This window comes from Delftia sp. 60, from assembly GCF_002754395.1.
Classification (GTDB): Bacteria; Pseudomonadota; Gammaproteobacteria; order Burkholderiales; family Burkholderiaceae_C; genus Comamonas; species Comamonas acidovorans.
Map to the genome: position 1 here is coordinate 1537357 of NZ_PEFD01000001.1, position 20458 is coordinate 1557814.

At 67.8% G+C, this 20458-nt stretch carries 19 protein-coding genes; 14 read left to right on the plus strand and 5 right to left on the minus strand.

The window, feature by feature from the left end:
* Window positions 1–37 precede the first annotated feature (37 nt).
* From CLV01_RS06975 to CLV01_RS06990, 4 genes are all read left to right on the plus strand, one after another.
* The gene (locus CLV01_RS06975) at window positions 38–1390 is read left to right on the plus strand and encodes an MFS transporter (protein WP_099734673.1); all 1353 of its coding nucleotides are present in this window, start codon (window positions 38–40) and stop codon (window positions 1388–1390) included.
* 30 nt (window positions 1391–1420) lie between these two features.
* Window positions 1421–2497, plus strand: a complete 1077-nt coding sequence (locus CLV01_RS06980) for an aromatic ring-hydroxylating dioxygenase subunit alpha (protein WP_013804184.1) — start codon at window positions 1421–1423, stop codon at window positions 2495–2497.
* A gap of 33 nt (window positions 2498–2530) precedes the next feature.
* Window positions 2531–3493, plus strand: a complete 963-nt coding sequence (locus CLV01_RS06985; RefSeq protein WP_099734672.1) for a PDR/VanB family oxidoreductase — start codon at window positions 2531–2533, stop codon at window positions 3491–3493.
* Between the two features lie 106 nt (window positions 3494–3599).
* Window positions 3600–4547 (plus strand): 2-hydroxyacid dehydrogenase, encoded by a 948-nt coding sequence (locus tag CLV01_RS06990; protein ID WP_099734671.1) that lies wholly within the window; start codon window positions 3600–3602, stop codon window positions 4545–4547.
* 16 nt (window positions 4548–4563) lie between these two features.
* Here the strand turns inward: CLV01_RS06990 and CLV01_RS06995 are convergent, their stop codons facing one another.
* A complete protein-coding gene (locus tag CLV01_RS06995; RefSeq protein WP_257221221.1) occupies window positions 4564–4995 on the minus strand; it encodes a hypothetical protein in 432 nt (143 codons plus the stop codon).
* A gap of 167 nt (window positions 4996–5162) precedes the next feature.
* Between CLV01_RS06995 and CLV01_RS07000 the strand changes: the two genes are divergently transcribed.
* Complete coding sequence (locus tag CLV01_RS07000) at window positions 5163–5768, plus strand: TetR/AcrR family transcriptional regulator (protein ID WP_257221222.1); 606 nt, start codon at window positions 5163–5165, stop codon at window positions 5766–5768.
* A 158-nt stretch (window positions 5769–5926) separates the two neighbouring features.
* On the opposite strand, the gene CLV01_RS07005 is transcribed toward CLV01_RS07000, so the two are convergent.
* From CLV01_RS07005 to CLV01_RS07015, 3 genes are read right to left on the minus strand one after another with little or no spacing between them, the layout of a single operon-like run.
* The gene (locus CLV01_RS07005; protein WP_012203290.1) at window positions 5927–6970 is read right to left on the minus strand and encodes a DctP family TRAP transporter solute-binding subunit; all 1044 of its coding nucleotides are present in this window, start codon (window positions 6968–6970) and stop codon (window positions 5927–5929) included.
* 32 nt (window positions 6971–7002) lie between these two features.
* Entirely contained in the window at window positions 7003–8301 is a 1299-nt protein-coding gene (locus tag CLV01_RS07010) for a TRAP transporter large permease (RefSeq protein ID WP_043819923.1), read from the minus strand.
* Window positions 8298–8843, minus strand: coding sequence for a TRAP transporter small permease (locus CLV01_RS07015; protein ID WP_013804178.1), 546 nt, complete (start codon window positions 8841–8843; stop codon window positions 8298–8300). Before CLV01_RS07015 ends, CLV01_RS07010 begins: the two co-directional genes overlap by 4 nt.
* Window positions 8844–9049: 206 nt before the next feature.
* Between CLV01_RS07015 and CLV01_RS07020 the strand changes: the two genes are divergently transcribed.
* The 8 genes from CLV01_RS07020 to CLV01_RS07055 all read left to right on the plus strand — a co-directional run bounded on the left by CLV01_RS07020 (window position 9050) and on the right by CLV01_RS07055 (window position 18252).
* Window positions 9050–9985, plus strand: coding sequence for a LysR substrate-binding domain-containing protein (locus CLV01_RS07020; RefSeq protein WP_170962088.1), 936 nt, complete (start codon window positions 9050–9052; stop codon window positions 9983–9985).
* 443 nt (window positions 9986–10428) lie between these two features.
* Window positions 10429–11328, plus strand: a complete 900-nt coding sequence (locus CLV01_RS07025) for a transporter substrate-binding domain-containing protein (protein WP_063327262.1) — start codon at window positions 10429–10431, stop codon at window positions 11326–11328.
* A 112-nt stretch (window positions 11329–11440) separates the two neighbouring features.
* The gene (locus CLV01_RS07030; RefSeq protein ID WP_043819928.1) at window positions 11441–12193 is read left to right on the plus strand and encodes an amino acid ABC transporter permease; all 753 of its coding nucleotides are present in this window, start codon (window positions 11441–11443) and stop codon (window positions 12191–12193) included.
* Window position 12194: 1 nt separating this feature from the next.
* Window positions 12195–12866, plus strand: a complete 672-nt coding sequence (locus CLV01_RS07035; protein ID WP_012203296.1) for an amino acid ABC transporter permease — start codon at window positions 12195–12197, stop codon at window positions 12864–12866.
* A gap of 25 nt (window positions 12867–12891) precedes the next feature.
* The gene (locus tag CLV01_RS07040; protein ID WP_012203297.1) at window positions 12892–13629 is read left to right on the plus strand and encodes an amino acid ABC transporter ATP-binding protein; all 738 of its coding nucleotides are present in this window, start codon (window positions 12892–12894) and stop codon (window positions 13627–13629) included.
* A gap of 179 nt (window positions 13630–13808) precedes the next feature.
* Window positions 13809–14429: an RNA polymerase sigma factor gene (locus CLV01_RS07045; protein WP_099734668.1), complete on the plus strand. Its 621-nt coding sequence runs from the start codon at window positions 13809–13811 to the stop codon at window positions 14427–14429.
* Complete coding sequence (locus CLV01_RS07050) at window positions 14426–15472, plus strand: FecR family protein (protein ID WP_099734667.1); 1047 nt, start codon at window positions 14426–14428, stop codon at window positions 15470–15472. The genes CLV01_RS07045 and CLV01_RS07050 overlap by 4 nt, the downstream gene beginning before the upstream one ends.
* A 359-nt stretch (window positions 15473–15831) precedes the next feature.
* Entirely contained in the window at window positions 15832–18252 is a 2421-nt protein-coding gene (locus tag CLV01_RS07055) for a TonB-dependent siderophore receptor (RefSeq protein WP_099735207.1), read from the plus strand.
* Here CLV01_RS07055 and CLV01_RS07060 read toward each other — a convergent pair.
* Window positions 18245–19192 carry a MurR/RpiR family transcriptional regulator gene (locus CLV01_RS07060; RefSeq protein WP_099734666.1) on the minus strand — a complete coding sequence of 316 codons (948 nt, stop codon included), beginning with the start codon at window positions 19190–19192 and terminating at the stop codon, window positions 18245–18247. The two genes, CLV01_RS07055 and CLV01_RS07060, sit on opposite strands and share 8 nt — an antisense overlap.
* A gap of 77 nt (window positions 19193–19269) precedes the next feature.
* Here CLV01_RS07060 and CLV01_RS07065 point away from each other — a divergent pair, with 77 nt between their 5' ends.
* Complete coding sequence (locus tag CLV01_RS07065) at window positions 19270–20454, plus strand: M20 family metallopeptidase (protein ID WP_043819932.1); 1185 nt, start codon at window positions 19270–19272, stop codon at window positions 20452–20454.
* Window positions 20455–20458: the final 4 nt, after the last annotated feature.

Sequence of the window (20458 nt, forward strand, 5' to 3'; positions counted from 1 at the left end):
CCGCATCTTCCATCCCCTTTTCGCAGGGGGTGCGGCCATGAGCGCCGATCTGCGCGCCAGCGTGGATCAGCGGCCCATGACACGCTTCCAGTGGTCGGTCATAGCCCTGTGCATGGTGCTCAACATGATCGACGGCTTCGACGTCCTGGTCATGGCCTTCACGGCCTCGGCCGTGTCGGCGCACTGGCAGCTCAGCGGCGCCCAACTGGGCTTTCTGCTCAGTGCGGGCCTGTTCGGCATGGCGGGCGGATCGCTGCTGATCGCGCCCTGGGCCGACCGGCTGGGCCGCCGGCCGCTCATCCTGGCCTGCCTGGCTCTCTCGGGCGTGGGCATGCTGGGCTCGGCCTTCAGCCACAGCGCCATCCAGCTTGCGGCGCTGCGCGTGCTCACGGGCCTGGGCGTGGGTGGCATCCTGGCCTGCAGCAACGTGATTGCCAGCGAATACGCCTCGCAGCGCTGGCGCAGCCTAGCCGTCACCCTGCAGTCCACGGGCTATGCGCTGGGCGCCAGCATCGGCGGCTCCATCGCGGTGTGGCTGCTGGGGCGCCATGACTGGCGCGCGGTCTTCCTGTTCGGCGGCTGCGTGACGCTGGGCGTGCTGGTCCTGGCCTGGTGGCGCCTGCCGGAATCCATGGATTTCCTGCTGGCGCGGCGCCCGGCCGGCGCGCTGCAGCGGCTCAACGCCCTGGTCGGCCGGCTGGGCCTGCCCACGCTGGTGGCGCTGCCGCCTGCCGCGCCCGCATCGGCGGGATCGGCGCGGCGTGGCCCGCTGCAGCTGTTCGCGCCGGGCCTGCGCCGGCCCACGCTGCTGGTCTGGCTGTCGTTCTTCGCGGTGATGTTCGGCTTTTACTTCGTCATGAGCTGGACGCCCAAGCTGCTCGCCGCCTCGGGCCTCACGCCCGAGCAGGGCGTGACCGGCGGCGTGCTGCTGAGCCTGGGCGGCATCCTGGGCGCCACCTTGCTGGGCCTGCTGGCGGCGCGCTATCCCGTGCACCGCGCACTGGCCGGCTTCATGCTGGCCACGGCCGTGCTGCTGTGCTTCATCGTGAGCAATCCGGGCTCGCTGCTGCTGTCGTATGCGCTGGCCTTCCTGATCGGCGTCTTCGTCAACGGCTGCGTGGCGGGGCTCTATGCCATCGCGCCCATGGTCTATGGCGGCGAGGTGCGCGTGACCGGTGTGGGCTGGGGCATAGGCATAGGGCGCATCGGCGCCATCGTCTCGCCCATGGTCGCGGGCTCGCTGCTCGACGCCTCCTGGTCGGCCAGCCAGCTGTACGTGGGCTATGGCGCGGCCTTCGTGTTCGCGGCCTGCATCGTATCGCTGCACCGGTTGCAAGGGCCCGAAGCCGGCAGGCCCGCAGCCACGGGCCGCACGCTGTCGGCGCATTGAGCGCGACCTGCAGACAAGAAGGAGAACCCCATGACCGAATGCACCACCATTGCACCCGCCTCCACGCCTGCCTTCCCGCTGGACCAGTGGTATGTCGCCGGCTTTGCCTGGGAGCTGCAGGACGCGCCACTGGCCCGCACCCTGCTGGGCCGGCCCGTCGTGCTGTTTCGCACGCCCGACGGCAGCGTCGCCGCGCTGGAAGACCGCTGCTGCCACCGCGAGCTGCCGCTGTCCTGCGGCACGGTGGAGGCGCGCGGCCTGCGCTGCGGCTACCACGGCCTGCTGTTCGACCGCGCCGGGCAGTGCCTGGAGATTCCGGGGCAGCAGCGCATACCGCCCAAGGCCTGCGTCAAGTCCTTCGACCTGCGCGAGCGTGACCAGATCCTCTGGATCTGGATGGGCGCCACGCCCGATTCCGTGCCCGCGCAGGAGCCGCCCGCCTATCCCGTGCACGGCGATGCGCGCTACCGCTTCGGCGGCGATGTCTACCACTACGACGCGCCCTACCAGCTCATCCACGACAACCTGCTGGACCTCAGCCACCTGGGCTATGTGCACCTCAAGACCATCGGCGGCAATGCCGGCGTCCACATGAATGCCGAGCTCAAGGTGCGCCAGGAGGGCGACAGCGTCACCGTGCTGCGCTGGATGCCCGACTCCGACCCGCCGCCCACCTATGCGGCGGCCTGGCCGTTCGCGGGCCGCATCGACCGCTGGCAGGAGGTGGAGTTCCACCCCTCGCATGTGCGCATCTGGACCGGCGCCATGGATGCGGGCAGCGGCCAGCTCGACGATCCGCAGCGCGAAGGCTTTCACATGCGGGGATTTCACGGCGTGACGCCGGAGACCGAGCATTCGGCCCACTACTTCTGGACCATTGCCACCAACCCGCATCCCGACATGCAGGACACCACGCGCCTGGTGATCGACCAGACGGCCGCCACCTTCGAGGAGGACAAGGTCGTCATCGAGGCCCAGTTCCGCAACCAGCAGCGCTTTGGCGCGCGCCCCGTCATCGACATCCATGTGGACGCCGGCCCCAACCGCGCGCGCCGCGTGATCAGCCGGCTACGCGAGGCCAGCGCCCAGGCGCTGGCGGCGGCCTGATTTTTCCGAACCCCTCCATTCCCACGTTTCCCCATGCAAGCCCACCCCATCCTCCAGGTGCGCGTCGCGCGCAAATGCGCCGAGGCACAGGACATCTGCAGCCTTGAACTCGTGCCGCTGGACGGCCAGAGCCTGCCCGCCTTCACGGCCGGCTCGCACATCGACCTGCACCTGCCCGGCGGCCTGGTGCGCCAGTACTCGCTGTGCAACGACCCGCAGGACACCGGCCGCTACGTGGTCGGCGTGCTGCGCGAGGCCGCCTCGCGCGGCGGCTCGGCCGCCGTGCACGAACACGTGCAGGAAGGCCAGCAGATCGCTATTGGCGCGCCGCGCAACCACTTCGCGCTGCATGCGGGCCAGCCTGCACGTCATCTGCTGCTGGCCGGTGGCATAGGCATCACGCCCGTGCTGGCCATGGCGCGCCAGCTGGCGCGCGAGGGTGCCGATTTCGAACTGCACTACTGCGCGCGTTCGCGCGAGCGCATGGCCTTCACGGCCCTGCTGCAGTCCATGCCCTGGGCCGACCGCGTGCACCTGCATGTGGATGGCGAGGGGGCGCTCGACATGGCGCAGCTGCTCGGCGCCCCGCAGGCGGGCCTGCACCTGTATGTCTGCGGCCCGCGCGGCTTCATGGACGCGGCCCTGGGCCATGCCCGCGCGTCGGGCTGGGGCGAGGACAGCCTGCACTACGAGTTCTTCGCGGGCGAGGCCGTGCAGCGCGAGGGCGATGCCGGGTTCGAGATCGAGATCGCAAGCACCGGCCAGGTGGTGCGCGTGGCGCCCGAGCAGACCGTCGTCCAGGCGCTGGCCGGCATCGGCGTGGAGGTGCAGACTTCGTGCGAGCAGGGCGTGTGCGGCACCTGCCTCACGCGTGTGCTCTCGGGCGAGCCCGAGCACCGCGACATGTACCTGACCGAGGACGAGCAGGCCGCCTGCGACCAGTTCCTGCCCTGCTGCTCGCGCGCGAAATCCGCCCGGCTGGTGCTGGACCTGTAGGGCGGCACCGCGCAGGGCCCCTGGCGGGTGGACAATGGGTTTCCCCTTGCCCACAGCCCGTTGAAGCCGCTGATTTCCCTGCGGCAGCGGGCGCCGCTCTTTCGCCATGCAACCTGCCCTGCTTGTCCTGAACTTCAACGCCGAAGGCCATCTGCGCCAGATGGCCCAGGCCTTTCCCTCCTTCGACCTGCTCTACGCGCCCGACGCCAGCCAATGCGAGGCGGCTCTCGCCGAGCACGGCGCACGCATCCAGGCCGTGCTGACCATCGGCTCCATCGGCCTGTCGGCCGCGCAGATGCAGCGCATGCCTGCGCTGCGGCTGGTCTGCGCGCTGGGCGCGGGCTACGAGAACATCGATGTCGCCCATGCGCAGGCCCATGGCATTGCCGTGGGCAATGGCGCGGGCACCAATGACGACTGCGTGGCCGACCACGCCATGGGCCTGCTGATCGCCTCCGTGCGCGGTCTGGTGCGCCTGGACCGCGCCACGCGCGACGGCGTCTGGCGCACCGCCATGCCGCTGCCGCCCAATGTCTCGCACAAGCGCCTGGGCATCCTGGGCATGGGCGCCATCGGCGCCAAGATCGCCCAGCGCGCGCTGGGCTTCGAGATGGAGATCGGCTACCACAACCGCAGCCAGCGCAGCGAGCTGCCCCACCGCTACTTCGGCGACCTGCTGTCCCTGGCGCAATGGGCCGATGTGCTGCTGGTCGCCACGCCGGGCGGCCCGGGCACGCGCCACCTCATCAACACGCAGGTGCTGGATGCGCTGGGCCCGCAGGGCCATCTGGTCAATATCGCGCGCGGCAGCGTGGTCGATACCGCCGCCCTGGCCGCCGCCGTGCGCGAAGGCCGCCTTGCCGGAGCGGGCCTGGATGTCTACGAAAGCGAACCCGCGCCCCCGGCCGAACTGCTGGACCTGGACGCCGTGGTGCTCACGCCCCATGTGGGCGGCTGGTCGCCCGAAGCCGTGCAGGCCTCGGTGGACCGCTTCATCGCCAACATGCGCTGCCACCTGGAAGGCCGCCCGCTGGTCTCGCCCGTCACGACCTGAGGCTGGAGTCAGCCCTTTATCTTCCAAGGGCTGCTGCCAGGTGCAGCAGTCCCATGACCAGGCAGATGGCTGAAGACACGTGCCAGAAGCGGTCGCTGTTGTCCGGGAACCGCGGCTTCAGCCACGGATAGGCCACGCCCCGCGCCACCAGCACCAGGCCGGCCCCGGCCAGCACCGGGCGCATGAAGAGCAGGGGATCCAGCAGGCCCGCGCCTGCCAGCGCATACCCCGCCAGCAGCGACAGCACCACGCCGATGGCCGCCGACACCAGTGGCGGATACCAGTGCCCGGCCTCGGCCATGCGCGCCATGCGCTCGCCGGCACCCATGAGCCGCAGCCCGCGTCCCCCCCAGACGATGCAGGCGAAGTGGGCCAGCGCGGCCGCCGTGTCGAACAGGGCGGCGGCCAGGGCCAGCAGTTGCACGCCCTTCACGGCAGGGCTTCCCACGCGCCGGTGTGCTGATGCTTCTTCATGGTGTATTCCTTGGGATTTGCTGCAATGGCCGGCCACTGTAGTGCTTAAACTCCGGGCAGAAAACTCGCCTTGTGCTCAGGTTTTGCCGCATGCCCTCCCATACCTCCGCTACCACTGAATCCCAGAGAAGAAGACAGCCCGTGCAGGCCCGTGCGCAGCGTACGCTGGAGGCCATTCTTCAGGCAGCAGCTCAGATTCTGGTCAAGGAGGGCGAAGCCGCGCTCACCACCAACCGCATTGCCGAGCGCGCAGGCGTCTCCATCGGCACGCTCTACCAGTACTTCCCCGACAAGCAGGCCGTCTTCCGCGCCATGGTCGATGGCCAGCGCCGTGCGGCCGTCGCGGCCATCGAGGCCTGGCTGGAGCAGGCGTCGGAGCAGGGCCTGCCGCGCGAGGCCGTGGCGCGCGGCGTGGTCGCCTGCATCGTCGAGGGCTTTGCGGGCCGCACGCCTGCGCGGCGCAAGCTGGCGCGCTTTGCCTGGCTGCAGGATGGTGACGAGCGCATTGCCCTGTCCATGCGCGAGACCGCCGAGCGCATGGCCGCCCACCTGCAGCGCTGGGGTGGCCCCTCGCTGTCCTATGCGCGCCTTTACGTGGCCACGCGGGCCGTGCTGGGCACGGTGCGCTTCGCTTCGCTGGAGGCCTCGCCGCTGATTGCCTCGGGCGCGCTGGAGGAGCTGCTGTGCGAGATGGGGACAGACATGTTGCTGGGTGGCGTGCAGGGCGCCGGCGCTGCTGCCTCATAGAGGCTGTCCCATTCGCCGAGGCCATCATGGGGGCATGGCGTTCGTTGATGGCGCGCCGGAGGACCGGGCCGTTCCTGCGCAGGAGGATGGCGAAAAAAAAGGCCCCGCAGAGCGGGGCCTTTTGCTTCTACCGGAGTGTGCGATCAACCGATAGCATTCTAACGAGTTCGCGCGGCAATTGCTTTCTCCGCCACATCCACCAGGTCGGTGCCGACCTGCTGCTTCCACTTGTCGTAGACAGGGCGCGTGGCCTTGACGAAGGCTTCACGTTCGGCCGGCGTGAGCTGGGTCACGGTCACGCCGTTGGCGGCCAGGTCCTTGAGCAGCGGCTTGTCGGCCTCGATCATGCCCTTGCGCGCGATCACGATCTGCTCCTTGGCGGCGTCCACGGCGGCCTGGCGCACGATGTCCTGGTCTTCCTTGGTCCAGGTGGCCCAGATGTCCTTGTTGACCACGAAGATCAGCGGATCGTTGATGTAGCCCCACAGCGTCAGATGCTTCTGGCCCACGGACTGCAGCTTGGCGGCCATGTAGACCGACACGGGGTTTTCCTGGCCGTCCACGGCGCCGCTGGCCATGGCGGGCTGGGCATCGGCCCAGCTCATCTGCGTGGGGTTGGCGCCCAGCGCGGTGAAGGTGTCCAGGAACAGCGGCGAGCCCACGACGCGGATCTTCAGGCCCTTGAGGTCGGCAGGGGTCTTGATGGCGTGCTTGGAGTTGCTGATCTCGCGGTAGCCGTTCTCGCCCCAGGCCAGCGGCACCACGCCGGCCTTTTCCAGGCGCTGGAACAGGCGCTTGCCGGGCTCGCCATGCGTGAGCGCGTCGGCAGCGGCGTAGTCGGGCATGAGGAAGGGCAGGGCGAACAGGTTCAGCTCCTTGATCTGGGGCGACCAGTTCAGCGTGGAGCCCACGGCCATGTCGATCACGCCCTGGCGCAGCGCGCTGAATTCGCGCGTCTGGTCGCCCTGGATCAGGGACACGCCCGGGTAGAGCTTGATGTTGATGCGGCCGTTGGTGCGCTCGCGCACCTTGTTGGCCCAGATCTCGCCGCCCTTGCCCCAGGGAAAGGCCGTGCCCAGCACCAGCGACATGCGGTACTCGCTCTTGTACTTGGCCGGAGTCTGCGCCACTGCGGGAGCGGACGAAAGGGCCAGGGCCGCAGCCGCGGCCAGGCCGCTGGCGAGGAAAGTGCGAAGTTTCATTGCGAAGGTCTCCTTGTTGAATTTTTGGGAAATCAGTAGCCCAGGCGTGCTGGGAGCCAGAGAGCCAGCTGCGGGAAGGCGATCACGGCGATCATCACCAGGAACATGGCCAGCAGCATGGGGCCGACCCAGCGCACGGTGGACTCCATGCGCACGCCCGCGATGCGGCAGGACACCATCAGGTTCACGGCCAGCGGCGGCGTGAACTGGCCCAGCGCCACCTTGAGCGTGAGGATGACGCCGAACCACACCGGGTCCCAGTTGTAGTGCTGCATGATCGGCAGCAGCAGCGGCACGAAGATCAGGAAGATGGAGATGCCGTCCAGGAACATGCCCACGGTGATCAGCAGCAGGATCAGCAGCGCCATCACGCCGTACTCGCCCAGGCCCGAGTCCACGATGGCCTTGGCCACCGGATCGATCACGCCCAGCGTGGACAGCGAGAACGCGAAGATGCCGGCCAGCGACACCACCAGCAGGATCACGGCCGACAGCTCGCCGGCCTCGCGCAGGATGGGGTAGAGGTCGCGCAGCGTGATGGTGCGGTGGATCACCATGCCCACGAACAGGCCGTAGAACACGGCCACCACGGCGGCCTCGGTAGGGGTGAACCAGCCGGCGCGCATGCCGCCCAGGATCAGCACCGGAGCGGCCAGGCCCCAGGAGGCCTCGCGCAGGCTGCGCCAGAACGGCGGGCGCGGCATGGACGACTCCAGCGCACCCATCTTGTGCTTGCGCGACATCCACACGGCGGGAATGATCAGCGCCACGCCGGCCAGGATGCCGGGGATCATGCCGGCCGCAAACAGCGCCGGCACCGAGGCGCCGGGCACCAGCACCGAGTAGATGATGAAGGCCACGGACGGCGGGATCAGGATGTCGGTGGCCGCAGCCGCGCCCACCACGCTGGCCGAGAAGCTGCCGGGATAGCCGGCGCGGCTCATGGCCGCGATCATCACGCCGCCCACGGCGGCGGCATTGGCCGGGCCCGAGCCCGAGATGCCGCCCAGGAACATGGCCACGGCAATCGCCACCAGGGGCAGCATGCCGGGGCCGCGGCCCACGATGGCCACGGCGAAGTTCACCAGGCGCAGCGCCACGCCAGAGCGGTCGAAGATCGAGCCCACGAGCACGAACATCGGAATCGCCAGCAGCGGGTACTTGCCCAGGCCCGCATAGAAGTTCTGCGGCACGGCCAGCAGGCCGAACCACTGCGTGTCGGGGCTGGCCAGCGCGATGGCGGCGGCGCCCGCCAGGCCCAGGGCCGCACCGATCGGCACGCCCAGGAACATCAGGCCCAGGAAGGCGATGAAGAGCAGGGTTGCGATCATTGCGCCTTCTCCCCGGTGCTGTCATCGAAGGCGCCAGGGCGGCCCTGGCGCTGGAACAGCTGCAGCGCGCGCACCGTGATCAGGGCCGAGCAAATCGGCAGCCACATCGAATACCACCACTGCGGCACGCCGATGCCGGGCGAGGTTTCCTCGAACCGGTAGTCGTCCCAGACCACGCGCACGCTCAGTGCGGCGATCACGGCGAACAGCAGGGCCACCATCAGCGTGCCGAAGCGCGCCAGGCGCTTCCTGCGCAGGGCGCTGCCGCCTTCGGCGAAGTACTCGATGCGGATATGGGCGTTGCGCGCCACGGCCGCCGAGCCCGCGACCATGGCCAGCAGGATCATCAGGAAGACCGAGATTTCCTCGGTCCAGGCGAAGGAGGAGGAGGTGAAGTAGCGCACCAGCACATTGGCGAAGGTGATCAGGGCCAGCAGGGCCATGATCACCACGGTGAGCCAGTCCTCGATGCGCAGCGAGCGCGGCTCGTCCGGCTGCGAAGGCGTCTCAGCGGCGCCGTTTTCGGTGGGAGGGGATGACATGGACGCGGGGAGTCAGAAAATTACACATGGCGGGGCAGATGCAGTCACTGAGCTTCCTCGGCGTCGTGTGCCGGGGGCCGTGAGGAAAAAATGTCACATTGGGTAAATGCGGCGCAGCGCCATTATGTGCGCATCCATGCGGTGTGCCAGAGGGACCATCCCTGCCCTGTCAGGCACCCGTCACGGCCCGGCGGATAATGAGGCCCATGGAAACCAAATGGCTAGAAGATTTCGTCAGCCTGGCTGAAACACGCAGTTTCAGCCGCTCCGCCCAACTGCGGCACGTGACGCAACCTGCGTTCTCGCGCCGCATCCAGGCACTGGAGGCCTGGGCCGGCACCGACCTTGTGGACCGCAGCTCCTACCCGACCCGGCTCACGCCGGCCGGCAAGACCATGTATGACCAGGCGCTGGAGATGCTGCAGTCGCTGCAGAGCACGCGCACCATGCTGCGTGCCCACGTCAGCGCGGGCAAGGGCATGGTGGGGTTTGCGGTGCCGCACACGCTGGCCTTCACTTTCTTCCCGAACTGGGTCTCCAGCGTGCAGGCCAAGTTCGGGCCGTTCCGCAGCCGGCTGTTCGCGCTCAATGTGCATGACGCCGTGATGCGCCTGGTCGAAGGCGGCTGCGACCTGCTGATCGCCTACTTCCATCCGTCCCAGCCCTTCCAACTTGACCCGGCGCGCTACGAGATGGTCAGCCTGGGCCATGAGGTGCTCGCCCCCTACGCCAAGCCCGACGCCGACGGCCTGCCGCTGCACCAGCTGCCGGGCCGCCAGGGCCAGCCGCTGCCTTATCTGGGATATGCGCCCGGCGCCTACCTGGGCCGGGTGACGGAGCTCATCCTCAAGGAAGCGGCCGAGGCCGTGCACCTGGAACGTGTCTACGAGACCGACATGGCCGAAGGCCTCAAGGCCATGGCGCTGGAAGGCCATGGCGTCGCCTTCTTGCCGTTCAGCGCCGTGCGCAACGAGCTGGAGGCCGGGCGCCTGGTCAGCGCCGCGCCTGCGGGCGACAACGGTTTTCGCATGGACATGGAAGTGCGCGCCTACCGTGAAAAACCCGCCAGCAAGGATGCGCCCCAGGGCGTGGCCGGCGCGCTGTGGAACTTCCTGCTGGAGCAGGGCGAGACCATCGGCTGACACGCCAAACGGCACGCATCAGGAAAAAAGGGGCTCTCGCAGCCCCTTTTTGCTGCACGTTGGTGCATGCGGGTGCCCGGCAAGAGCCCGACTTGGTGCACGGGTTATGCCTAGGGTAAACACCTATTATGCATAGCATGCATAAGGGCTTTTGCAAACGGCATTGGCTGTGCCACCGGCCCTGGCATTAGAGTGCGCGCACAGCAACCACGCCGTGTGCAGGACCGCCGGTGCGCTGGATCGGGCCAAAAACGCGTGCCATGGCACGGCAGTTGCTTACCTGAATCCGGCTGACGTGCTGGAAAGCCCTAGCACGTGTCGGTGCTCCAGCACCGTGCGTGATTGCACAATATGTGTCACATCGTTGATAGTTCGAGCAAGCCCACAAGGCGACTCGACCGTTCTCATCAAGACCGTTTTCGTTCTCATCTCAGGAGACCCGTATGAAGAAGCATTTGTTGGCCATCGCCGTGACCGCCCTGGCTGCAGGCAGCGCTTTCGCGCAGGCTGGTGACACCCTGGCCAAGATCAAGTCCTCCGGCGCCGTGACGCTGGGCGTGCGTGAATCCTCCGGCCTGGGCTACACGCTGGGCAATGGCAAGTACGTGGGCTTCCACACCGAGATGGGCGAGCGCGTGCTGGCCGACATCCAGAAGGAACTGGGCCTGGCCAAGCTGGACATCAAGTACCAGCCCGTCACCTCGCAAAACCGCATCCCCCTGGTGACCAATGGCACCGTGGACATCGAGTGCGGCTCCACCACCAACAGCCAGGCCCGCCAAAAGGATGTGGCCTTCGCCGTGACCACCTACGTGGAAGAAGTGCGCATCGCCGTCAAGGGCAACTCCGGCATCACCGGCATCAAGGACCTGAACGGCAAGACCATCGTCACGACGACGGGCACCACCTCGGTGCAGACCCTGCGCAAGAACAAGCGCGCCGACGGCCTGACCTTCAAGGAAGTCATGGGCAAGGACCACGCCGACAGCTTCCTGATGCTGGAAACCGGCCGTGCCGACGCCTTCATCATGGACGGCTCCATCCTGGCCGCCAACATCTCCAAGTCCAAGGCACCTGCCGAGTACAAGATCGTCGGCGAAACCCTGTCGGTCGAGCCCATCGCCTGCATGCTGCGCAAGGACGACCCCGCCTTCAAGAAGGCCGTGGACGACTCCATCAAGCGCCAGATCGCCGATGGCTCGCTGGCCAAGCTCTATGACAAGTGGTTCATGCAGCCGATTCCCCCGGCCAACGTGAAGGTCGGCCTGCCACTGTCCGACGCCACCAAGGACGCATGGGCCCACCCCAACGACAAGCCCATGGAGTCGTACGAAGTCAAGTAAGCACCAGCTGAATGCCGCCCCTTCTGCCATGCGGTTGGAAGGGGCGTTTTTTGTTGCGTCGCCGGTTTTTCTGCCAGCACGCATTTCGTGTTTTGAATGAAGGGGTGCTCCTATGAGTTGGGATTGGCAGGTGTTCTGCCAGGACACCATTACCCAAGAGGTCGGTCAAAGCTGCTTCGGCAAGAACGGCGATATCACCTACCTGGACTGGATGCTGTCGGCCTGGGGCTGGACCATTTCCGTGTCGCTGCTGTCGCTGGTGATCGCACTGGTCGTCGGATCGCTGATCGGCACGCTGCGCACTTTGGAGGGCCGGCCTTGGATCGTGCGGCTGGGCAATGCCTGGGTGGAGCTGTTTCGCAATATTCCGCTGCTGGTCCACATCTTCATGTGGTACCACGTGGTTCCGTCCTTTGTTCCTGCGCTGAAGTCGCTGCCGGGCTTCGTGCTCGTGGTGCTGGCGCTGGGCTTCTTCACCTCGGCGCGTATCGCCGAGCAGGTGCGTTCGGGCATCCAGGCGCTGCCGCGCGGCCAGCGCTATGCGGGCATGGCGATGGGTTTCACCACGTTCCAGTACTACCGCTACGTGCTGCTGCCCATGGCGTTCCGCATCATCATCCCGCCGCTGACCAGCGAGACCATGAACGTGTTCAAGAACTCGTCCGTGGCCTTTGCCGTGTCCGTGGCCGAGCTGACCATGTTCGCCATGCAGGCGCAGGAAGAGACTTCGCGCGGCATCGAGATCTATCTGGCCGTCACCGGCCTGTATGTGATTTCCGCCTTTGCCATCAACCGCATCATGGCCTTCATCGAGAAGCGTTCGCGCGTCCCGGGCCTGATCGCTGCCAGCGGCGGAGGACACTGACATGAACCTGCAAATCGACTGGTCGTTCTTCACCTGGGACCTGTTCAGCAACTTCGTGCTGAAGGGCCTGTACTTCAGCCTGACGCTGACCGTCATCGCCACCATCGGCGGTGTGCTCTTCGGCACCGTGCTGGCGCTGATGCGCCTGTCCGGCAAGAAGTGGCTTGATGTGCCCGCCACGCTCTACGTCAACGGCATGCGCTCCGTGCCGCTGGTGATGGTGATCCTGTGGTTCTTCCTGCTGATGCCGCTGATCATCGGCCGGCCCATCGGCGCCGAGGTCTCGGCCATCATCACCTTCATCGCCTTCGAGGCGGCCTACTTCAGCGAGATCATGCGCGCGGGCATCCAGTCCATCCCGCGCGGCCAGGTCTCCGCGGGCCAGGCCATGGGCATGACCTACGGCCAGAACATGCGCCTCGTGGTCCTGCCCCAGGCCTTCCGCAACATGCTGCCGGTGCTGCTCACGCAGACCATCATCCTGTTCCAGGACACCTCGCTGGTCTATGCCATCGGTGCCTACGACATGCTCAAGGGCTTCGAAGTGGCGGGCAAGAACTATGGCCGTCCCATCGAATCCTATCTGGCCGCTGGCGTGACCTACTTCGTGCTGTGCTACTCGCTCTCGTGGGCAGTCAAGCGCCTGCACAAAAAGATTGCCATCATTCGATGAGCCAGCACCCCATTGAGGAATTGCAATGATTGAACTCAAGAACGTTTCCAAGTGGTACGGCAGCTTCCAGGTGCTGACCGACTGCTCCACCAACATCCAGAAGGGTGAGGTCGTGGTGGTCTGCGGCCCGTCGGGCTCGGGCAAGTCCACGCTGATCAAGACCATCAACGCGCTGGAGCCCTTCCAGAAGGGCGAGATCTTCGTGGACGGCGTGGCCGTGCACGATCCCAAGACCAACCTGCCCCAGCTGCGCAGCCGCGTGGGCATGGTGTTCCAGCACTTCGAGCTGTTCCCGCACCTGTCGGTGACCGAGAACCTGACCATCGCCCAGATCAAGGTGCTCGGTCGCAGCCCGGACGATGCCAAGAAGCGTGGCCTCAAGATGCTGGACCGCGTGGGCCTGACGGCGCACAAGGACAAGTTCCCGGGCCAGCTGTCGGGTGGCCAGCAGCAGCGCGTGGCCATTGCGCGCGCGCTATCCATGGACCCCATCGTGATGCTGTTCGACGAACCCACCTCCGCGCTGGACCCCGAAATGGTCGGCGAAGTGCTGGACGTGATGATCGGCCTGGCCAACGAAGGCATGACCATGATGTGCGTGACCCACGAAATGGGCTTCGCACGCAAGGTGGCCAGCCGCGTGATCTTCATGGACGTGGGCGGCAAGATCCTGGAGGACTGCTCCAAGGACGAATTCTTCGGCAACCCGGAAGCGCGCCAGCCCCGGACCAAGGAATTCCTCAACAAGATCCTGCAGCACTGAACCGGTGCGGCCCTTGCGGGCATGGCAATCAAGGGGCGCTTCGGCGCCCTTTTTTGTGGCCAAGGCGAGCTGATGATGAGAATCGTTCTCGATACAATCGCCGGCTCAGCTGTTTGCACCGTGCTCCAGATTCCGCCCCCATTACCCCGCCGCCGGACAACTTCCACGTCCGCCGTGCCATGCCTGCCATGAAGCGCGACGACGCCCCGGGAGAGCCCGGTGGCCATTCCCGCAGTCTCTACACCCGCTGGCGCAAGCCGCTGCAGCGCATGCTGGCGCGGTACTTCAAGAGCCCGGCCGATATCGAGGATGCCTCCCAGGAGGTCTTCGTGCGCATGCTGTCGGCCGACAAGCGCCTGCCTGAGGACGAAGAGCGGCCCTATCTGCATCAGGTCGTGCGCAGCGTGGCGGCCTTCGCGCACCGCACGGCGCCGCAGCAGGCCGGTGTGCGGCTGGTGTCCGTGGAGGATTGCCGCGACGAGGTCGAGTCCCTACCGGCCCGCGACGGAGCCGATCATGCGCTGGACGATGAGCGCCGCCAGCGCCTGGTCCGGCTGCGCGATGCCCTGAACGAGCTGCCCGAGCGCCAGCGCCAGGCCTTCGTGCTTCACCGCGTGCAGGAACTGACGCTGGAGCAGACGGCCGAGCGCATGGACATCACCGTGCGCATGGTCTCGCGCCACCTGAGCCGGGCACTGTCCTATTGCGAGATCCGCGTACGCTACGCCAGCGCCGAGCAAATGCGTGCCCTGCTGCGCGCAGACGAGCAGCGGCCGGGCGCCGCAGAGAACACACGATGAGCAACGAACTTCCCCCGGGCGTTTCGCCGCAGGAGCTGGTGGGGCTGCATGACAGGGCGGCCGACTGGTTCGTGCGCCGCCAGCAGCCGGACTGGACGGGCGCCGATGAGCGCGCGCTGGACGCATGGCTGGGCGCCAACCCGCTGCACCGCAGCATCTTCGAAGGCATGTCGCGCCACTGGCATGGCGCGCCACAGCTCAGGGAACTGTTTCCCGATGAGTTTGGCGCAGCGGTGCCGCCCGCCGCGCCTGCCGTCTGCGCTGCACCAGCGGCCGCGCCGCCGCGCCAGAGCGTTCTTGCCCGCTGGCCCGGCCGCCCTGCAGCAGCCCTGTCCGTGCTGGCGGTGGTCTCACTGCTGGCCTGGGGTGGCTGGTACCGCTGGGACCACACGCCGGGCTACACGCTGCAGGCCCGCACGGCGCCCGGGCAGACGCAGAGCATCGAGCTGCCCGATGGCTCGCGCGTGGCCCTCAACGTGGACAGCGAACTTCAGGTGCGCTACTACCCGCGCCGCCGCGAGGTGGTGCTGGATCGGGGCGAGGCCTTCTTCGAGGTCACGCCCGGCCCGGACAGGCCCTTCACCGTGGACTCCGGCGCCAGCCGCGTCCGGGTGGTGGGCACCGCGTTCAATGTGCGCGCCGGGCCGCCGCGGCTGGTGGTGAAGGTGCTGGAGGGCAAGGTGCAGCTGCGGCCCGAGCGGGAGCGGGCCGGGGGCGATGTCCTGCTGCTGGCGGCAGGCGCGGGCGTGGCTGTGGACAGCGCCGGCCGGCACAGCACCGTGGTGGCCGATGCGGACAGCGTGGGCGACTGGCGCACGGGCCAGGTGCGCTTCAGCGGCACGCCGCTGGCGGAGGTGGCGCAGGAGCTGTCGCGCTATCTGGGTGCGCCCGTGGAGCTGGGCGACGAGTCGCTGGGCCGCCTGCGTGTCTCGGGCCTGCTGGCCACGGCCGCGCCCGAGCGCTTTGTGCGCGCGCTGCCGGCCTTGATTGCGGTACGCGTGCAGCCGCTCAGCGGCGGAGGTTGGTTGATCGTGCGGGGATGAATCGAAGATTGAAAACATTTTGTTTCAAATTGACGACCAACCCCAGGTTCCAGCTTTGCACCGGTCTTGGCTTCTATAGGGGCAGGGGCGTGGATTTTCCAGGCCCGCACGGCTGCCAGCCAAGGATCACCGAGGGCGCTCGTCCCTCACGCCCCAGCCAACGGCCGCAACACCTGACGCGCATGCGCGGGTGGGCTGGAATGGCTTGTCCGGCGCGGTTCCTGATCGCCCGCGACGGCTGCCTGCAGCCTGCCCGTCGCGTGCCCGTGCAACGGCACAGCAACGGAGTGGCAATGAGAGCGCAAGAAACAGCAGGCAGGGAATTCGCAGGCAGGGGCACGCATGCCCGACACAGGAACATAAAGGAGCAGGGCGCCGGCCCGCAGGCCAGGCCGCGCCTGCTGGCGTGGCTGGTGGCCGGTGCTGTGGCCGGCATGGGGGCCGCGCCGTCCGCCCGTGCGCAACAGCTTCAGCAGCCGGCCGCCTCTTCACCGATGCCGTCATCCGGACAGCGCCTGGCCTTTGACCAGCCGGCGCAGCCGCTGATCAACGCGCTGCGCGCCTTTGGCCGCCAGACCCAATTCCAGGTGCTGTACGACGAAGCCGTGCTGGGCGGCCGCCAGGCGCCGGCCCTCCAAGGCAGCTTCACGCCGCAGGAGGCCATGGACCGGCTGTTGGCTGGCACCGGTGTGACCGCGCACAGCACCGAGCAGGGCACGTTCACGCTGCGCAAGGCGCCTGCGCCGCAGCCTCAGCCTCAGCCTCAGCCGTCGGCGGGCACCACGCTGTCCACGGTCAACGTGACATCGCAGCGCATGGCCGCGTCGGGCAGCTACGTGGGCAGCGGCAGGAGCGCCAGCACCAAGCTGGACACGCCGCTGATCGAGACGCCGCGCTCCATCTCCATCGTCACCCAGGAGCAGCTGCAGAACCAGGCGCCCAAGAGCATCGAGCAGGCCCTGTCGTACACGGCCGGCGTGTCCACCGAAGTCACGGGCGCGGACCTGCGCATGACGGGCGCCATCATCCGGGGTTTCAGCGATGGCAGCTCCTACTACAAGGACGGCCTGCGGCAGTTCTCGGCCGGCACCTATGGTTCGTGGAACGACGAGATCGACGAACTGGACAGCATCGAGGTCATCAAGGGCCCGGCCTCCGTGCTCTTTGGCCAGGGGCGGCCGGGCGGCGTGATCAACGTGGTCTCCAAGAAACCCGAGGCCGACCATGTGAACAGCGTGGGCCTGTCCTATGGCCGCTACCAGCGCGCCCAGGCCACGGCCGATCTGGGCGGCGCGCTGGATACTTCGGGCGACCTGCTGTACCGGCTCAACCTCAAGGCGCGTGACAGCGACGGACGCACCGTGGGCTCGCGCGATGACCGCATCTCCATTGCGCCCTCGCTGCGCTGGAACCTCTCCGGCCGCACCCACCTGACCGTGCTGGGCAGCTACTCGCGCGAGCGCGGCACGCCCAAGTCCTGGTGGCCCAGCCTGTTCACCTACCCGCAGATCAAGGACCTGCCCGCGCACCTGACGGCCGGCGACCCGTCCTTCGACCGCTTCGACCGCGACACGCGATCGCTGGGCTACGAGTTCTCGCACCAGACCGACAGCGGCTGGCAGCTCACGCAGAACCTGCGCTACTCCACCATCGACATCGACTACCGCCACATCTACGCCATGGACGTGCTGGCCGACGGCCGAAGCGTCTCGCGCGCCAGCCTGGCCCAGCGCACCAAGGGCCGCACGCTGGCGCTGGACACCCGCCTGCACAAGGACCTGCGCTGGGGCGGGCTGCAGCACCGGATGGCCTTCGGCATGGACCATGTGAAGTACAGGGAGCGCGGCGGCCTGGGCTTTGGCTGGGATGTGCCCGACCTGGACATGCTCGACCCCGCCTATGGCCAGTCCATCGCCTATCCAGAGCTGGAGGACAGCCGCACGGACCTGCGCCAGACCGGCATCTACACGCTCAACCAGTTCAAGTGGGACCGCTGGGTGGCCAATCTCAGCCTGCGCCATGACCAGGCGCGCACCACGCAGAACAGCAGCACCCAGCCGCGCATGAGCGACAGCGCCACCACCGGCAGCGCGGGCCTGCTCTACCTGTTCGACAGCGGCTGGGCGCCCTATGCGAGCTACGCGACCTCCTTCGATCCGGTCACGGGCCTGCAGTACGACGGCAATCCGTTCGAGCCCCGGCGCGGCAAGCAGTACGAGGCGGGCGTGAAGTACCAGCCTCCGGGAAGCACCTCGCTGATCACGGCCTCGGTCTTCGACCTGCGCCAGACCAACGTCACCACGCTGGACCCTGACCACCCGCGCTTCAGCATCCAGACGGGCGAGGTGCGCTCCACGGGGCTGGAGCTGGAAGGCCGCTTCGCGCTCACGCGCGAGCTGAACGCGCTGGCCAGCTACACCTACCTGGACCCGCGCACCACGCAGAGCAACCGGCCCGCCGAAATCGGCCGCCAGACCATACAGACCACACGCCACAAGGCCAGCCTGTGGCTGGACTACCGACCGCGCGCGGTGCCGGGCCTGATGGTGGCCGGCGGCCTGCGCTACAAGGGTCGCTCTCCCTACAACGTGGCAGCGGACGGCACGCTGAACATCAACGACTCCGCCACGCTGGCCGACCTGGCGCTGGCCTACGAGACGCCGCAGTACCGCATCGCGCTGAACATCAACAACCTGTTCAACCGCAAGTACTTCGCAGGCATCTTCCGCGGCGTGGATCGCGAGGCCACGCTGAGCTTCAAGTACTACTGGTCTATGTAGAAGACCTGCGCGCGGGTGGCTTGCGCGCGGCGCGAGCCGGCCCGCGCGGCTCAGCCGTCCTGATCAACTGGTGGTTGAACTCCTTCCACAGCGCGTCGCGCCGGGCCAGCGCCTCGGACACATCCTTGTGGCGCAGCTGGGCCACGGCCGATACCAAGGCGTTGCACAGGTAGAAGGCCGCCGTGTAGGAGTGAAAGGGCGAGGCATTGGCCGTGCGCACCTGCAGCCAGTGGTGGGCCACGGTGGCCAGCGGCGCGGCGGGGCTGTCCGTGATGGCCAGCACCTGGGCGCCGGCGTCGGCAAAGCGCTGCGCTATCTCGAAGGTGCCGCGCGAATACTGGCTGACGCTGAAGGCCAGCAGCGTGTCCGAGGGGCCGATCCACAGCAGCTGGTCGGCCGGCGCGATGGCTCCGGCATCCAGCTCCTGCACGCCGGGGCGGCACATGTTCAGGTGCAGGGCCAGCCAGGCGGATACCGGCGAGCTGTTGAGCTGGGCCAGCACGAACACGCGGCCCTCGCCCTGGGCCAGCTTGCGGGCCATGGCCTCGAAGGCCGCCATGTCCAGCCCCTCGCGCGTGGCCTGGATGTTGTGCTGGTCGTGCAGCAGCGCATCGTCCACGCACTCGCTCAGGCTGCGCTGCGCGCCCAGCAGCACGGGCGCGCGCTGGGCGGCCGTCTGCAGCAGCGCCGTCACCTCGCCGCGCGCCTCGCGCTGGGCTTCGGCATAGCTGGCATAGCCGAGCTTGGCGAAAAGGCGCACCACGGTCGAGGCGCTGGTGCCCGTGTGCGCGGCCAGCGCCGTGGCCGACCCCAGCAGCGCATGCGGGTAGTTGCTGCCCAGGGTCTGGGCCAGCGTCAACTCGCTGGCCGTCAGCTCCGCGCCCTGCTGCGCCAGGCGCTGCGGCAGCAGCAGTGCGGCTTTTTGCAATGGTGATTTCATATTTTTCTTGTATATGCAACGTGTGTTGCAAAATAGGGGGTCGCGTGCAACACTGCATGCACTCTGGAGATTCCACCATGCACGATACCCTCGAACAAAGCCGCGTGCAGCAGCGCGCGAGACTGCTGGACTGGCTGGGCGGCCAGCAGCAGGCCATGCAAGACCTGTTGCACAGGATTGTCGATATCGACAGCGGCAGCCGCGATGAAGCCGGCATCCTGGCCGTGGCCCAGGCGCTGCGCGAGCGGCTGGAGGCGGCCGGCGTGGCCGTGCGTTTCGAGGACGTGCCCGGCTACGGCGTGCTGCTGCATGCCGATGTCGCCGGTCCCGACGGGGACGGCCCGGCCGAAGGCGCGCCCATCTATCTGATGGGCCATATGGACACGGTCTTCCCGGCCGGCACCGTGGCGCGCCGCCCCTTCCGCGTGGAAGAGGGCAGGGCCTACGGTCCCGGCGTGGCCGACATGAAGTCGGGCCTGGTGCTCAACGTCTTCGTGGCCGAGGCCTTTGCGCGCTGTGGCGGCCTGGGCGCGCCGCTCAAGCTGTTCTTCTCGTGCGACGAGGAAATCGGCTCGCCCGCCACGCGCCAGACCATCATGGACACGGTGCGCGGTGCGCGCGCCGTCTTCAATGCCGAGCCCGGCCGCGTCAGCGGCAACCTGGTGACCAGCCGCAAGGGATCGATGGCCGTGGAGTTCGAGGTGCAGGGCGTGGCCGCCCATGCGGGCATCAACCACGCGGCCGGCGCCAGCGCGCTGGAGGCCATGGCGCGCAAGCTGCTGGCCCTGCATGCGCTGACCGATCCCGCCACGGGCACGACCACCAATGTGGGCGTGCTGCAGGGCGGCATCGTGCCGAACATGGTGGCGCCCCACGCCAAGGCCGAGCTTGATGTGCGCTACACGGCCCAGACCGATCCCGATGCGCTGATGGAGCGCATCCGCGCCATCGTGGAGGAAGAATCCGTGCCCCGCACCCAGGGCCGCGTCACCGCCGTGCGCCGCACCCTGCCCATGGCGCCCACGCCCGATGCGCTGCTGCAGCTGTACCGGCGCGGCGCGCAGTCGCTGGGCTTTGATGTGCAGGGCGAGTTCACGGGCGGTGCGGCCGACAGCGGCCTGACCGCCTCGGTGGGCGTGCCCACGCTGTGCGCCACCGGCCCCGTGGGCGGCCATCCCCATACCGAGCGCGAGTACTGCGAGCTGGCCACCTTCGTGCCGCGTGCGCAGGCCGTGGCCCTCGCCATCTTTGATCACCCCTGATTGC